This is a genomic window from Mesorhizobium sp. L2C066B000 (genome assembly GCF_000502335.1).
Lineage (GTDB): Bacteria > Pseudomonadota > Alphaproteobacteria > Rhizobiales > Rhizobiaceae > Mesorhizobium.
Genome location: NZ_AYWZ01000012.1, coordinates 145,279 through 158,928 on the forward strand (window position 1 = coordinate 145,279; position 13,650 = coordinate 158,928).

14 protein-coding genes are annotated in these 13,650 nt (G+C 61.2%); 6 read left to right on the forward strand and 8 right to left on the reverse strand.

The features are described 5' to 3' along the window. The first annotated feature begins 20 nt into the window (after nucleotides 1-20). From X733_RS143510 to nhaA, 3 genes are all read left to right on the forward strand, one after another. Nucleotides 21-1,346: an ActS/PrrB/RegB family redox-sensitive histidine kinase gene (locus tag X733_RS143510; protein ID WP_023692667.1), complete on the forward strand. Its 1,326-nt coding sequence runs from the start codon at nucleotides 21-23 to the stop codon at nucleotides 1,344-1,346. Nucleotides 1,347-1,432: 86 nt separating this feature from the next. Beyond that, on the forward strand, nucleotides 1,433-1,996 hold the full coding sequence (locus X733_RS143505; protein WP_023672848.1) for an ActR/PrrA/RegA family redox response regulator transcription factor: 564 nt from the start codon (nucleotides 1,433-1,435) through the stop codon (nucleotides 1,994-1,996). A gap of 435 nt (nucleotides 1,997-2,431) precedes the next feature. Continuing rightward, nucleotides 2,432-3,619, forward strand: a complete 1,188-nt coding sequence (gene nhaA / locus X733_RS143500; protein WP_023819517.1) for a Na+/H+ antiporter NhaA — start codon at nucleotides 2,432-2,434, stop codon at nucleotides 3,617-3,619. Nucleotides 3,620-3,670: 51 nt separating this feature from the next. Here nhaA and X733_RS143495 read toward each other — a convergent pair whose 3' ends face one another. Next, nucleotides 3,671-4,171, reverse strand: coding sequence for an MmcB family DNA repair protein (locus X733_RS143495; protein WP_023819518.1), 501 nt, complete (start codon nucleotides 4,169-4,171; stop codon nucleotides 3,671-3,673). A 519-nt stretch (nucleotides 4,172-4,690) separates the two neighbouring features. On the opposite strand from X733_RS143495, the gene X733_RS143490 reads away from it, so the two are divergent. Both X733_RS143490 and X733_RS1000000169725 read left to right on the forward strand, forming a co-directional pair. Then, nucleotides 4,691-4,972, forward strand: coding sequence for an NAD(P)/FAD-dependent oxidoreductase (locus X733_RS143490; protein ID WP_023819519.1), 282 nt, complete (start codon nucleotides 4,691-4,693; stop codon nucleotides 4,970-4,972). Beyond that, nucleotides 4,972-5,238 (forward strand): hypothetical protein, encoded by a 267-nt coding sequence (locus X733_RS1000000169725; RefSeq protein WP_155923952.1) that lies wholly within the window; start codon nucleotides 4,972-4,974, stop codon nucleotides 5,236-5,238. The genes X733_RS143490 and X733_RS1000000169725 overlap by 1 nt, the downstream gene beginning before the upstream one ends. 5 nt (nucleotides 5,239-5,243) lie before the next feature. Here the strand turns inward: X733_RS1000000169725 and X733_RS143485 are convergent, their stop codons facing one another. The 3 genes from X733_RS143485 to cueR form a co-directional block, all read right to left on the reverse strand. After that, complete coding sequence (locus tag X733_RS143485; protein WP_023819521.1) at nucleotides 5,244-5,429, reverse strand: hypothetical protein; 186 nt, start codon at nucleotides 5,427-5,429, stop codon at nucleotides 5,244-5,246. A gap of 911 nt (nucleotides 5,430-6,340) precedes the next feature. Then, nucleotides 6,341-7,288 carry an IS1595 family transposase gene (locus X733_RS143480; RefSeq protein ID WP_023819522.1) on the reverse strand — a complete coding sequence of 316 codons (948 nt, stop codon included), beginning with the start codon at nucleotides 7,286-7,288 and terminating at the stop codon, nucleotides 6,341-6,343. A 683-nt stretch (nucleotides 7,289-7,971) separates the two neighbouring features. Next, nucleotides 7,972-8,391: a Cu(I)-responsive transcriptional regulator gene (gene cueR / locus X733_RS143470; RefSeq protein WP_023703112.1), complete on the reverse strand. Its 420-nt coding sequence runs from the start codon at nucleotides 8,389-8,391 to the stop codon at nucleotides 7,972-7,974. Between the two features lie 238 nt (nucleotides 8,392-8,629). Here cueR and X733_RS143465 point away from each other — a divergent pair, with 238 nt between their 5' ends. After that, nucleotides 8,630-9,247 carry a L,D-transpeptidase gene (locus tag X733_RS143465; protein ID WP_023692663.1) on the forward strand — a complete coding sequence of 206 codons (618 nt, stop codon included), beginning with the start codon at nucleotides 8,630-8,632 and terminating at the stop codon, nucleotides 9,245-9,247. Nucleotides 9,248-9,429: 182 nt separating this feature from the next. Here the strand turns inward: X733_RS143465 and X733_RS143460 are convergent, their stop codons facing one another. From X733_RS143460 to murJ, 4 genes are all read right to left on the reverse strand, one after another. Further along, complete coding sequence (locus X733_RS143460) at nucleotides 9,430-9,999, reverse strand: NifU family protein (protein ID WP_023685140.1); 570 nt, start codon at nucleotides 9,997-9,999, stop codon at nucleotides 9,430-9,432. A 188-nt stretch (nucleotides 10,000-10,187) separates the two neighbouring features. Then, a complete protein-coding gene (locus X733_RS143455) occupies nucleotides 10,188-10,679 on the reverse strand; it encodes a universal stress protein (protein WP_023672856.1) in 492 nt (163 codons plus the stop codon). A gap of 101 nt (nucleotides 10,680-10,780) precedes the next feature. Further along, entirely contained in the window at nucleotides 10,781-11,848 is a 1,068-nt protein-coding gene (gene trpS, locus X733_RS143450; RefSeq protein WP_023672858.1) for a tryptophan--tRNA ligase, read from the reverse strand. A 172-nt stretch (nucleotides 11,849-12,020) separates the two neighbouring features. After that, entirely contained in the window at nucleotides 12,021-13,628 is a 1,608-nt protein-coding gene (murJ, locus tag X733_RS143445; RefSeq protein ID WP_023819524.1) for a murein biosynthesis integral membrane protein MurJ, read from the reverse strand. Nucleotides 13,629-13,650 lie beyond the last annotated feature (22 nt).

Genomic DNA, 13,650 nt, shown 5'->3' on the forward strand with positions numbered 1-13,650 from the left:
CCCGGCTATAATCCTTGGCCATGATCAACATCGTGCACGCGCCAGACTTCCAGCAAAGCCAGCGGCTGCGCCTCAACACGCTGATCCGGCTGCGCTGGCTGGCCATCGTCGGCCAGAGCCTGGCGGTGCTGGTCGTCGCCTATGGGCTCAAATTCCCGCTGCCGGTCAGCCTCTGCTTCGCGCTGGTCGCCTGCTCGGCCTGGCTTAACCTGGTGCTGACCTTCCGCTATCCGGCAGCGCACCGGCTGACCCCGTTCTCAGCCTTTTTCATCCTGACCTTCGACAGCCTGCAGCTTGCCGGCCTGCTCTTTTTGACTGGCGGCCTCACCAACCCGTTCTCGGTGCTGATGACCGTGCCCGTCGTCATCTCGGCGGCGTCGCTGCCGCTGCGGCTGACTGCGGTGCTCGGCGCGCTGGTCATGGCGGCGGCCACGTTGCTGGTCTTCTTCCACCAGCCGCTGCCATGGTACGAGGGCGCGCCGCTGCCCATGCCATTCATCTATGTCGCCGGCATATGGATGGCGGTGTTTTCCTCGATCGCCTTCACTGCCATCTATGCCTTCCGCGTTGCCGAGGAAGCCCGCCTGCTCGCCAATGCGCTTGCCGCCACCGAACTGGTGTTGCAGCGCGAGCAGCATCTGTCGGCTCTGGATGGGCTTGCCGCCGCCGCCGCGCACGAACTCGGCACGCCGCTCGCCACCATCGCCCTTGTCTCCAAGGAGATGGAAAAGGCACTTGGCGACGACCCAAAATACGGTGAGGACGTCAAACTTCTGCGGTCGCAGAGCGAGCGCTGCCGCGAGATCCTGAAGCGGCTGACCAGCCTGTCCTCCGAGGGTGAGGCGCATCTGTCGCGTCTGCCGCTGACTTCGCTGGTCGAGGAGGTGACGGCGCCGCACCGCGATTTCGGCATCTCGATCAAGCTTCGGCCGGGCGAGCGCGTCGGCCCCGAACCGGTAGGACGGCGCAACCCCGGCGTCATCTACGGCCTCGGCAATCTCGTCGAGAACGCGGTCGACTTCGCCCGCAACAGTGTAACGGTGCGATGGAGTTGGGACGAACTCGACGTCACCTTCTCGATCATCGATGACGGGCCGGGCTTTCCCCCCGAAATCATCGACCGCATCGGCGAGCCCTATATGTCGACGCGCCAGGGCAACGAAGCCGGCGGTGGCCTGGGCCTCGGGCTGTTCATCGCCAAGACCTTGCTCGAACGCTCCGGCGCCACGCTCGATTTCCGCAATTCGAGCGGGCTGGGCGAGGGCGCCATCGTGCAGATATCGTGGCCCCGCACCGTCTTCCTTAACCCGGAATCGGTGGGGATCTCGATGTTCGACACCGCGTAAAAGCCTTGGCGGAGGCGGCAAAATTGGACAATGGCGTTCAGGAACTATATCTGCGTAAAATTAAGGCAGCAGGATTTTTTAAGATAATGACTGGCGAAGAAGCAATTGGCGCAATGGTCGAAGGCGAGGACACCTCGCTGCTCATCGTTGACGACGACAAGCCGTTCCTGACGCGGCTGGCCCGCGCCATGGAAACCAGGGGTTTCGTGGTCGAGACGGCCGAGAGCGTCGAGGAGGCGGTGGCCAAGGCGCGCGCCCATCCGCCGGCCTATGCGGTGGTCGACATGCGGCTCGGCGACGGCAACGGCCTCGACGTCGTCGCCGCCATCCGCGAGAAGCGCGACGATGCCCGCACCGTCATCCTCACCGGCTACGGCAACATCGCCACCGCGGTGACCGCGGTGAAGCTCGGCGCCATCGACTATCTGTCGAAGCCGGCTGACGCCGACGACGTGTTTGCAGCGCTCACCCGCACCGCCGGCGAACGCGCCGCCCCCCCGGAAAACCCGATGTCGGCTGACCGGGTGCGCTGGGAACACATCCAGCGCGTCTACGAAATGTGCGACCGCAACGTGTCGGAAACCGCGCGCCGGCTCAACATGCATCGCCGCACGCTGCAGCGGATACTCGCCAAGCGCGCACCACGCTGAGGTTCACGCGCCGGCGGCGCCGGCCGCCAATTGCCGACCTCAGCGCTGCCCCTCACCTGCCTGCCGGCGTCCTCTCCCCGTATAGAGACGGGGGAGAGGGGCGCTCTCATCGCCGGCTTCGCCAATCGCCGGCGTTGCAGGAGACGACGGCGAGGCTGAAGCTGCTGTCCAGCCGATAGATGGGTAACACTTTGAACCGGATACATAGGTGACACTTCTCTCCCCCTATGCGTCCGCCGCAGCGCCAAGCGGATTGGTTGGNACACTTTGAACCGGATACATAGGTGACACTTCTCTCCCCCTATGCGTCCGCCGCAGCGCCAAGCGGATTGGTTGGGGCGGCGCCAACGCTGGAAACAGTTGCGCTTGCCGTGCCATCGACCTTTGCCCATCATCGGCAATAACGCCGCCGGAAAACCCGGCAACGGAGCACAGATGCGCGACAAGCAGCCGAAATCCATCCTTCGCGAATTCCTCGACGGCGAGGCGGCGGGGGGCATCATCCTGATGATTGCGGCAGCCCTTGCGCTGATCGTCGCCAATTCACCATTGGCCGAAACCTATTTCGCCGCTCTCCACGCCTATCTCGGCCCGCTCAGCGTGTCGCACTGGATCAACGATGGGCTGATGGCGGTGTTCTTCCTGCTGGTCGGCCTCGAGATCAAGCGCGAGATGCTCGACGGCCAGCTCTCGACCTGGCCGCGCCGCGTGCTGCCAGGCGTCGCCGCCGCCGGCGGCATGCTGGTTCCCGCACTGGTCTATGTCGCCATCAACCGCAACAACGCCGCCGCGCTCTCCGGCTGGGCGATCCCGACCGCCACCGACATCGCCTTTGCGCTCGGCGTGCTGTCGCTGCTCGGCAGCCGCGTGCCGGCCTCGCTGAAAATCTTCCTTACCGCGCTCGCCATCATCGACGATCTCGGCGCCGTCATCATCATCGCCATCTTCTACACAAGCGCCCTGTCGTTGGCCTATCTCGGTGCGGCCTTCGCCGTCATCGCGGTGCTCATCGTGCTCAACCGCATGCGGGTGACGACGCTGACGCCCTATCTCGTTCTGGGCGCCGTGCTGTGGGTGCTGGTGCTGAAATCGGGCGTGCATGCCACGCTGGCCGGCGTCGCGCTGGCGCTCACCATTCCGCTGAAAATCTCTGACGGCAGCGGCCACGATCTCGACCATTCGCCGTTGCACCGGCTTGAACACGGCCTGCACAAGATCGTGCCCTTCTTCGTCATCCCGATCTTCGGCTTTGCCAATGCCGGCGTGTCGCTGGCCGGCCTCAGCGCCTCTGCCCTGGTCGAGCCGCTGACGCTCGGCGTTGCCGCTGGCCTGGTGCTGGGGAAGCTGGTCGGCGTCTTCGGCTCGTCCGCGCTTGCCATCCGGCTCGGCTTCGCCGACCTGCCGGTCAATGCCGGCTGGCTGCACATGATCGGCATTTCGCTGCTCTGCGGCATCGGCTTCACCATGAGCCTGTTCATCGGCCTGCTCGCCTTCGCCAACGACATGGCGCTGCAGGACGCCGTCAAGGTCGGCATCCTGGCGGGCTCGTTCGTTGCAGCGCTGCTGGGGGCAACCGTGCTGTTGGTGGCGCCAACTGCGGGGGCGGAGGAAGAGGTGGACTAGGTGTTCTTGGGTTCCTCTCCCCACTTCGTGGGCGAGGAACTTGAGCTTCGTCTACTCGCTCTCCCCCGCCAGCGCCGGCACCGCCACACCCGCCAGCTCCGCCGCCAGCAGCCGCGCCGCACCCGCCCGCGCGATGCGCAGCATCAGCGCCTTGCGCGTTGCCGCCGCCATCCGGTGCTCCGGCGCATCGCGCAGGATCTCCGCGCCATAGCCGTCGGAAAGGATGAAGCCGCATTCCTCCGGGAAGATCTCCGAGGGCACGCCCGGATGGGTGGCGAAGAAGAAGCGGTCGGAGTGCAGCCGATAATCCGGCCATTTGCGGTCGACGCGAAAATCCTCGATCGAGGATTTGATCTCGATGATCCAGATGCCGCCCTGCCGGGTCAGCGCCACAAGGTCGGCGCGCCGCCCGGTGGCCAGCGACAGTTCGGGCAGCACATGCATGCCCATTTGCGTCAGCAGCCGCTGCACGCCACGCCGCACCAGCATGGCGCGTTCGGACTGGCGGCCGTCGATGAGAGGATTGAGGAGAATCGGGGAGATGATCGGCATGGCAGCCACCATGCCAGATTTTGTTCATGGTTTGAACCCGTGCTTGGACGGCGATTATCCGGTTGACAAACCCAAAGTCAAATAGGATTACATGCTTGACAGGGCGGCACAGGGGAAGCTTCAGGCCCCGCTATCAATCTTTAATATATAACTCAAAAAAGGACACAATTATTCCAATAATTACGGCGAGATGAAGTGCCATGTAGACGTATAGCAGGGGTTTCCTCTCGCTCTTTTCCCACCTATTTGCTCTGTTATCTAAAAGACTGAAATATATAAATATCAAGACTGGCGTTACAGCAAAAAGAAACATCGGAAGTGGCACGGAGCGCCTCAAAGAATATGGAACGCGAACCATACCGTGCGCAATTTCCGAAAGCTACCCAGCCGTAGGGGCATGGCTCTCCTAACAGGAACCAGAAATGCGAGGACTCGTTAACTGATTCGAGTCAAGAGGGCTGGTATGGCTTTTCATGGCAAATCACTTTACGATCCCGTTGAACCTCTGGGGAGGCGGCCATGAAGAAAATCGACTATTCGCACTTGGAGCATGTATCGGTGGTCTTCGAGAAGCGGCCAGACGGCGGGCTTCGTGTATCCAGCCCTGACGTTCCAGGGTTTAGGCTTTCGCATAGCATCCCAGCTTTGGTCACTGCCGACATCATACCTGCGCTGGAAACCATCATCAGTGAGATGGTTGGGAAATCGGTTCGAGTGACGATGACCAGCGCGCGCCTGCCGCTTCCAGATGCGCCTTCTGAGCAGACAACCGCTGACTACGTGGCCAAGATAGCCGCCTAATGATCGCCGTTCGGCTGCTTCAGCGGCATGAATGGGAGAAGCGGCTTCGATCCTATGGCTGTTGTCCCACTGACGGTCTAACTAAACTCAACACTGCCGAATGGTGGCGCTGGCCTTGGGGCGGCCCGCCCTTCAACGTGTCATGTGAGTTCGACGGATCAATGGACGAATGGATGTTTCAGGGCATCATGCGCGATATGGCCGAACTTGCGCCGCCAGACTGGGAATTTAGCGATCCCTACAATGCAGGAAAGCCGAAGACCTAGGAGCTTCAGCCCTGTGCCTCACCGCGCTTCCGCCGCACCAATTCCCTTATCTGCTCATTGGTGAGCTTCGGCGCGTGGGCGATCTTGTTGACGATAGCCTCAAAAGCGGCGTCGGATTTATCCGTTTTCAACTCGTTGGCGGCTTCTTTGAACTTGTCGAGTTGACTCTTGGACTTTTCCTTGATTCCCATGATGGATGCCTTGTTCTTTCTCAGCCTATGTTGACGAAGCAGGAGACGAAGGTTTCGGAAAACTTCGGCTCCCCGGAACTACGGGCCAATCCCATTGGCTTGGCGTTGGCGCTGTTCTCGTCTCCGAGAGGAATGACCGCTTTATGCCGTCTTGGCGCGACGAGATCGTATCACTTTTCCCGAAGAAAAAGAATCAACGGGATCTACATTTCCGACACCTCAATCACAGCCAACGTGTAGCTGCTTGCAATATCCTTCGTGAGAAGCCCCTAGGCATTTGCGTCATAGCCTCAAACAAGGAAACGATCCTCGACAGCCAGGAACTAGAGGTATTCAAGCGAAAGCAGCATCTCTACAACTATCTTGTTCGCTGGCTTCTTGAGCGCCTCACAGCGGCTTGCCGGGAAAAGGCTGGAAAATCACGCTGTGCGAGCCGGATTGCAGATTGCCGATGTAGTGACGAGCGCAACGTGCGCTGGCTTGGAGCCAAACGAATACGGGAATGTAGAACCGCGCTATGCGCTATCGCTGAAGGCCCGCTACTTGAAGGAACGGAAGCGCATATTGAACTGCGGCCTCACATTGATCCCGCCGATAGGGCGCTCCCCGCTCAGTAAAGAGCAGGGAGCATTTATCGCCGAATTAATCAAGGTGACAGGCCCCCGGACCCCTGATGCACATCGCTAGGATGCTGCTGCCCTAGGGCAACTCGGGGTAGCTCCGGCGCTTGCCTGCCATCCCAAATATGACATTTTTCCTATCGGCGTTCAATACGTTGTACAGAAAAAGCTGTCGAATCAACTGGTTACATCTGTAACCCCTTGAAAATGATTCACTTTTTCTTGCGCGGTACGTATCGCCAGTATGGAAATTCAAGTTGAACAGGCTTTCGGAAGTGCGTCCGCTTCTCGTCAAGCAGGTCTATGATAGGTGAGGCGCTTACCAGCGGCCCCCTTCAACGCGATGAAAGCGCCGTCATCAACACCCATGGCAATGCGGTTGCTGTAGCGGAAGTCGAATTCAGCAAGGTAGCGGTGCAGATGGTGTTCGCCACAATGCTGATAGACGCCCTTCATGCCGCGCTTGAAAATCGAATAGAAGCCTTCCACGGTGTTCGTGTGGATGGTCTTTACGCCTTCATAGCGAACGTACTCGTCCTTGAAATGCGTGACGACATCGTGAGAAGCGAAATCCTGGCTGGCACGACGATAGATGCCGCTCTCGTCGCTCATCAATGCGCTCTCGCGAGCGATGTTGGCGCGAACGATCGGCATCACGTTGCCCATGCGGGCGGTATCGACGTGGAAGGAACGGGCGCGGCCACCACGCTCGACAAGCGTAACGACCGTGTTCTTGTGAGCGCCACCGCCACGCTTGACGGGAGCGTTAGCGAGGCGGCCAATGTACGTCTCGTCAACTTCCACGGTCTTGCCGTTGCCGACAAGCGGGGAGAAGTCGCCAGACGCCATTGCAAGGCGAATGCGGTGGCACAGAAACCACGCGGTCTCATACTTGCATTCGAGTATGCGGTGCATCTGGTGGGCGCTGATGCCCTTCCTAGAGGCACACATAAGGTGGATAGCCTGAAGCCACTTGGTCAGTGGCATATGGCTTTCCTCAAAGATCGAACCCATGCGGACGGTGAACTGCGAGCGGCAAGCGCTGCACTTGTACAGGCCGTGACGCTCGACACCATTGGGGTTCTTCTTGGAGGGCTTGGTGCGAACGCCCTTCAACGAGTAGTGGCGATCAACAGAGCCGCACTTTGGGCAGACCGGACCATTCGGCCAAAGGATGCCTTCCACATGCTCGAAAGCCTTGGCTTCGTCGTGGAACTCGGGGCGGGACAGAACGGACATGGAAATCTCCTATGCCCTTACCCCACGTAATCGCTTTGGGTTTGTCAACCGGATAATCGCCTGTGCCATGGCGATGTATGATTGACAAACCATATGCGAATTTTCTCTCGCAATGATAAGAAGCACGGTCCTTGGCACGAGGGGAGACACCATGGGGTTTTTGGGATTCATCAACCGGCTTTTCCCCGCGACCGAAGAGTTGCGCCGGTACTCAGCGATCGCGGGTCCCTATTCATTCATGTTTCTGGTGAAGCGCATCCCAGCCGAAAACCGGAAATTCGTACGCTTCCGCCTCAGCCATATGGGAGCGGTCCAGGATAGTTGCACATTCAGCGTCGAGGAGTTCGGTTCCCTCGTTGATGCCGTCCTGAACACAAAGGCAGAGCTAGATGACCCACTGCTCACGAGCGCTACCCAGCCGTAGGGGAATGGCGGCGATTATACGGTTGACAGAACTGAGGCTGCGACTTGATCCGAGCGCCTTCCGCGATCGCACCATATCTGTATCGGCGCGGTCCGGTATTGCTCCGGAACGCCCCTGCGTCCGCCGATCAACTTCCGTTCTTAGCTATAAGGCGGCCGGACTAAAGTCTTGCGCCGTGAACGCAAAGGTCTGATGTAACCGCTTTGGTTCCGTTCTTGTCCCTTGGACGTTCCCGTATTTTAGTCAGTCGAGATACTACCTATATGGCCGAAGCCGGCCTGTTCTCGAGTAGCGCAGCCCCCGCAATGTCATCCAAAATCGGGCAATCCGGCCGGTCGTCACCATGGCAGGCCTGGATCAGCGTCTGCAAGGTCGTGCGCATCGACTGCAGCTCGCGCACCTTTTCCTCGATGGCGCTGACATGGGCGGCGGCAATCTCGCGCACATCGTGGCTGGCGCGGCTGCGGTCCCGGTAGAGCGCCATCAGCTGCCGGCAATCGTCGATTGAAAAGCCGAGGTTGCGGGCGCGGCGCAGGAAGGCCAGCCGATGGATGTCGTCGCTGGAATAATCGCGATAGCCATTGCCGGCGCGCGCCGGCGCGATCAGGCCGATCTCTTCATAGTAGCGGATGGTCTTGGCCGGCAGGCCGGACCGCGCCGCGGCATCGCCTACATTCATTGTGATTCCTCGATGTGGTTCCCTGATTCTAGGCTATCCGACAGGGCCGCCCATTGTTTTTCCTTCACAATCCCGTGAGTCCTGTTGCCGAAATGCCATAGTTGACGGCTTACCGGCACGTAAGCTCCTGCATATAGGCATCGCGCGCTTGGCAAGCAAAGCAAATGCCAGCATGAATGGTTTCAGGAAAAGCGGCCGTAACGTGTCGCGACATCTTGGCGGGGCATCGGACCATTTCATGCGCATGAAGTCATTTGCAATCGTCGCCGCACTTGCGTTGTCGGCCGCGATCTCGGGTTGCAGCACGATCGGCTCGCAACTGTTCACCAACAACTACGGTTCGGTGAACGATGCAGGCTACCAACTGCCGCGCATCCCGATCGAGAGGGTGCCGCTGAAGTACCACCGGCAAGAGGTGAACTACGACACCTCGGAAAAGCCGGGCACCATCGTCGTCGATACCCAGAACAAGTTTCTCTACTTCGTCGAAGGCGACGGCCGGGCGATCCGCTACGGCATCGGCGTCGGCCGCGAAGGCTTTGAATGGCACGGCACCGCCCATATCGCGCTGAAGCGCGAATGGCCGACCTGGACGCCGCCGCGGCAGATGATCCAGCGCCAGCCGGAGCTAGCGAAGTTCGCGAGCGGCATGGAGCCGGGCTTGAAGAACCCGCTCGGCGCGCGCGCCATGTATCTGTTCAACAAGGGCGGCGACATGGGCTACCGCCTGCACGGCAGTCCGGAATGGAATTCGATCGGCAAGGCGATGTCGTCAGGCTGCATCCGGCTGATGAACCAGGACATCATCGACCTCTACGACCGCACGTCGGTCGGTGCCAAGGTCATCGTGATGTAGGACCATGATCCGGAACCGAGGTCCACGAAAGCGAAAAGTGGAACCGGTTTTCGGGAAGATCATGGTCAAAATAGGCGTTACCCTTCGTACGCGGACCGTCTAGGCAACAACGGACGTCCAAAACAGAAAACCGGGCAATCTGGCCCGGTTTTTTGTTGCTCGCTCGAATGCGTGAAGGGGTCTTAGGAGACCTGCTCGACCTGCTGTACTTCCGGCACGAAGTGGCGGAGCAGGTTCTGGATGCCGTGCTTCAGCGTCGCCGTCGAGGACGGGCAGCCGGCGCAGGCGCCCTTCATGTGCAGGAACACGGTGCCGTTCTCGAAGCCGCGGAAGGTGATGTCGCCGCCATCCTGGGCAACCGCCGGGCGCACCCTGGTGTCGAGCAGTTCCTTGATGGTGATGACCAGTTGCTCGTCGGCCTTGTCGTAGAATTCGCCGGTCTGGCTGGTCTCGGCGGCGGGGCCGGCATTGACCATGACGGGCGCGCCCGACATGAAATGCTCCATGATGGCGCCGAGGATCGCCGGCTTCAGATGCTGCCAGTCGGGGCCGTCCTTGGTCACGGTGATGAAGTCATAGCCGAAGAAGACGCCGGTCACGCCGGGGATCTCGAACAGCCGGCCGGCCAGCGGCGAGGCGCTGGCTGCACTGTCGGCGTCGCGGAAATCGGCGGTGCCTTCAACAAGGACTTCCTTGCCGGGCAAGAACTTCAGCGTTGCCGGGTTCGGCGTCGATTCGGTCTGGATGAACATGGCCGTCTCCGTGCCCAGTCGGGCAGCTAGTTTGGAATGGTTCTAAATAGGCTCAATCGGCTGGACATTCAAGCGAAACGCGTCGCTCAAAATGGCTGGCTGGCGGAATGTTTTTGCTGGCTGGGAATGAATCCCGCACGGGCTATAAAATCCATCCGAAACCGCTTCACACTTTCCGGCATCACTCTTTATGCGAGGCTGTCGATCTCCTCGTCAGACAGGTTCTGCGGCACCACTGTGACGGGAATAGGGAAGGCGGCGCCCTTGCCGGCAACAGCCCCGACCAGCGGCCCGGGTCCTTCCTTGCCGGCACCTGCCGCCAACACCAGGATGGCGATGTCCTGGTCTTCCTCGATCAGCTTGTGGATCTCTTCGGTAGGCTTGCCTTCGCGCACCACCATCTCGGGCTCGATGCCGAGCTTCTGGCGCACCTTGTTGGCGTAGCCGTCGAGTGCCGCGCGCGCCGTGGCGTTGGCTTCCTCGCGCATGATCTTCTCGACGCCCAGCCAGTGCTGAAAGTCGTCCGGTGTGATGATGTAGAGCAGCACCAGCGTGCCGCTGGTGCTCTGCGCCCGCTTGGAGGCGTACGCGACGGCGCGCTCGCACTCCGGCGTGTCGTCGATGATCGTCAGGAATTTCCTGCGATGGCCGGCTTCGCGACTGAGGCGTTTGGAGACCATGTCTATCTACTCGATGTTTTCGGCCGCAATCTGCCACCGCGACAGACCGGCGGCAAGCCGCCGGCCTTGGGCCAGAATGGTGCGGTGCACTGACGGTAGGATCAGCCCTGCAACAGGCCGATAATGTCGCGTACCGTCTTCATGGTGGTCTCAGCCAGCGCGCCGGCGCGTTCGCCGCCGTCTCTCAGCACCGCGTCGACATAGGCGCGGTCGCCCTCGATACGGCGCATCTCGCCGGCGATCGGCGCAAGTTTTTCCACAGCAAGGTCGGCGAGCGCCGGCTTGAACACGGAAAACTGCTGGCCGCCGAATTCCTTCAGCACGTCCGCCTTCGACATCTCGGCCAGCCCGGCATAGATGCCGACCAGGTTTTCCGCTTCCGGGCGGCTTTCCAGTCCGTCGACTTCGCTTGGCAACGCTTCCGGGTCGGTCTTGGCCTTGCGGATCTTCTTCGAGATGGTGTCGGCATCGTCGGTCAAATTGATGCGCGACAGGTCGGACGGGTCCGACTTCGACATTTTCTTCGAACCGTCGCGCAGGCTCATGATGCGCGCCGCCGGCCCGCCGATCACCGGTTCGGTTATCGGGAAGAACCCGTTTACCGTCTCCTCGCCAACCTGCATCTCGACGCCGACGCCAAGACTGGCGATGCGGCTCGAAAAATCATTATTGAACTTTTGCGCGATGTCGCGGGTCAGCTCCAGATGCTGCTTTTGGTCCTCGCCCACCGGCACATGGGTCGCGCGGTAGAGCAGGATGTCGGCCGCCATCAGCGAGGGATAGGCAAGCAGGCCCAGCGAGGCGTTCTCGCGGTCCTTGCCGGCCTTGTCCTTGAACTGCGTCATCTTGTTCATCCAGCCGATGCGCGCCACGCAATTGAAGATCCAGGCAAGCTCGGCATGCTGCATCACCCGCGACTGGTTGAAGACGATGTGCTTCTTCGGGTCGATGCCGGAGGCAAGGAAGGCCGCGGTAATCGAGCGGGTCTGGTCGGCGAGGTCGTCATGGACGAGTTGTGCCGTCAGCGAATGCAGGTCGACGACGCAATAGATGCAGTCTGACGTGTCCTGCAGGGCGACGAATTTCTTGATGGCGCCGAGATAGTTGCCGAGATGCAGATTGCCGGTCGGCTGTACCCCGGAAAAGACGAGCTGTTTGAAGGCGGTCATGGGTTCCTCATGGCTTGTGGAGGGCCGTATAAGCGTGATTCCGAAAAGTTGCAGACTTTTCGGAGCCAATCACGCGGCTGGAAACCACGCGCGGCGAAAGTCTTGCGACGGCGCGCTTATGGACGAAGGGGCGGAGAGGATCAAGACCGATGTTGCTGTTAGCTCGCCCGGACTATTCGTCCAGATCGGCCTTTGGCGCTGGCGCCGCTGCCTTGCCCGAGCCGCGTTTCACATTGCGCCGGATCATTCCGAAATCGGCGCCGCCGGTGGCGAAAGCCGTGACGAAGTAGAGCAGCGCCCCGCCGGCTACCAATGAGAGAAGCGTCACGGCCTTGATCACCAGTGGCGAGCCGGGGCCGAGCCTGACGGCCAGCCAGTGCTCGGCGAAATAGAGCGCCACTGCCATCGCCGCAGCCGACAGCACCAGGCGCGGAATGCGCTTCAGCAATGGCACGTCGCGGCCCCAATGGCCGCGTCGGATCAGCACGGCGAGCAGCATCACAGCGTTGACCCAGCCGGCCACGGCCGAGGCCACCGCAATGCCGGGCGCGCCCATTTTCGGGAACAGCGTCAGTGCCGTGATCACGTTCACGCCGACCGAAATGGCGGCGAACATCATCGGCGTGCGCGTATCCTCGCGGGCGAAATAGCCGGGAGTGAAGGCCTTGATCAGCACGAAGGCCGGCAGGCCGAGGCCGAAAATCGCCAGGATTGCGGCCACGGTCGGCGTCGAGCCGTTGGCGGCGAAGGCGCCGCGCTCATAGACCAGCCGCACGATCGGCTCCGCCATTACCCAAAGGGCCGCCGCCGCGGGCAAGGTCATGAACAGGGTGAACTCGACCGAGCGGTTCTGCAGATTGGCTGCCTCGACCAGATTGCCCGATTTCAGCGCCCGCGACAGCTCCGGCAACAGCACGATGGCCACCGCGACGCCGACGACGCCGAGCGGCAGCTGGTAGATGCGGTCGGCGTAAGCAAGCGACGACACGGCGCTGTCCTGCGCCGACGCGATCGCCGTGCCGATCAGCTGGTTGATCTGGGTGATGCCGCCGGTGATCGCCGCCGGCAGCGCCAGGATCAGCAGGCGCTTGACGTTGGGCGTCATCTTCGGCCGGCGAAAGCCGATGGCGATGCCGGCATTGCGCACCGCCACCCAGACGATGGCAAGCTGCACCAGCCCCGCCGCCAGCACGCCCCAGGACAGGCTGAAACCGACCTCACGGGCATCCATGCCGTGGTACCAGGCGTAGCCGAGCACGCTGATCAGGATGATGTTGAGGAAAGCCGGCGCCACGGCAGCCGCGAAATAGCGGCGCAGCGAATTCAGCATGCCGGCCATCATCGCTGCGAGCGACATGCAGATGAGATACGGGAACATGATCGTCGCCAGCAGGACGGTCGTCTCGAATTTGCCCGGCGTGTCGGCAAAGCCCGGCGCCACGAGATAGCGCACGATCAGCGGCATCGCCAATTCCATGACGATGGTCAGCGCCAGAAGTGCGGTGAACAGGACGCCGAACACTTCCTCCGAAAAGCGCTTGGCGCCGTCGGTGCCGTGGGTCTCGATCTCCTTGGCAAACAGCGGCACGAAGGCGGCGTTGAAAGCGCCTTCGGCAAACAGCCGGCGAAACGTGTTGGGAAACTGGAAGGCGGCGTTGAAGGCGTCCGCCACCGGCCCGGTGCCGAGTGCGGCCGCCATCAGCATTTCGCGGCCAAAGCCAAGGGCGCGGCTCATCAGCGTGCCGGACGCAACCGTGGCGAATTTTTTGACGAGACTCATGCGCGCGGAGATTGCCTGGATG

Excerpts from the sequence above, each read along its gene's own strand:
- murJ (WP_023819524.1), bottom strand. The coding sequence starts at position 13,628 with ATGAGTCTCGTCAAAAAATTCGCCACGGTTGCGTCCGGCACGCTGATG.
- nhaA (WP_023819517.1), top strand. The coding sequence starts at position 2,432 with ATGCGCGACAAGCAGCCGAAATCCATCCTTCGCGAATTCCTCGACGGC.
- X733_RS143495 (WP_023819518.1), bottom strand. The coding sequence starts at position 4,171 with ATGCCGATCATCTCCCCGATTCTCCTCAATCCTCTCATCGACGGCCGC.
- X733_RS143490 (WP_023819519.1), top strand. The coding sequence starts at position 4,691 with ATGAAGAAAATCGACTATTCGCACTTGGAGCATGTATCGGTGGTCTTC.
- X733_RS143480 (WP_023819522.1), bottom strand. The coding sequence starts at position 7,288 with ATGTCCGTTCTGTCCCGCCCCGAGTTCCACGACGAAGCCAAGGCTTTC.
- X733_RS1000000169725 (WP_155923952.1), top strand. The coding sequence starts at position 4,972 with ATGATCGCCGTTCGGCTGCTTCAGCGGCATGAATGGGAGAAGCGGCTT.
- X733_RS143505 (WP_023672848.1), top strand. The coding sequence starts at position 1,433 with ATGACTGGCGAAGAAGCAATTGGCGCAATGGTCGAAGGCGAGGACACC.
- X733_RS143485 (WP_023819521.1), bottom strand. The coding sequence starts at position 5,429 with ATGGGAATCAAGGAAAAGTCCAAGAGTCAACTCGACAAGTTCAAAGAA.
- trpS (WP_023672858.1), bottom strand. The coding sequence starts at position 11,848 with ATGACCGCCTTCAAACAGCTCGTCTTTTCCGGGGTACAGCCGACCGGC.
- X733_RS143460 (WP_023685140.1), bottom strand. The coding sequence starts at position 9,999 with ATGTTCATCCAGACCGAATCGACGCCGAACCCGGCAACGCTGAAGTTC.
- X733_RS143465 (WP_023692663.1), top strand. The coding sequence starts at position 8,630 with ATGCGCATGAAGTCATTTGCAATCGTCGCCGCACTTGCGTTGTCGGCC.
- X733_RS143455 (WP_023672856.1), bottom strand. The coding sequence starts at position 10,679 with ATGGTCTCCAAACGCCTCAGTCGCGAAGCCGGCCATCGCAGGAAATTC.
- cueR (WP_023703112.1), bottom strand. The coding sequence starts at position 8,391 with ATGAATGTAGGCGATGCCGCGGCGCGGTCCGGCCTGCCGGCCAAGACC.
- X733_RS143510 (WP_023692667.1), top strand. The coding sequence starts at position 21 with ATGATCAACATCGTGCACGCGCCAGACTTCCAGCAAAGCCAGCGGCTG.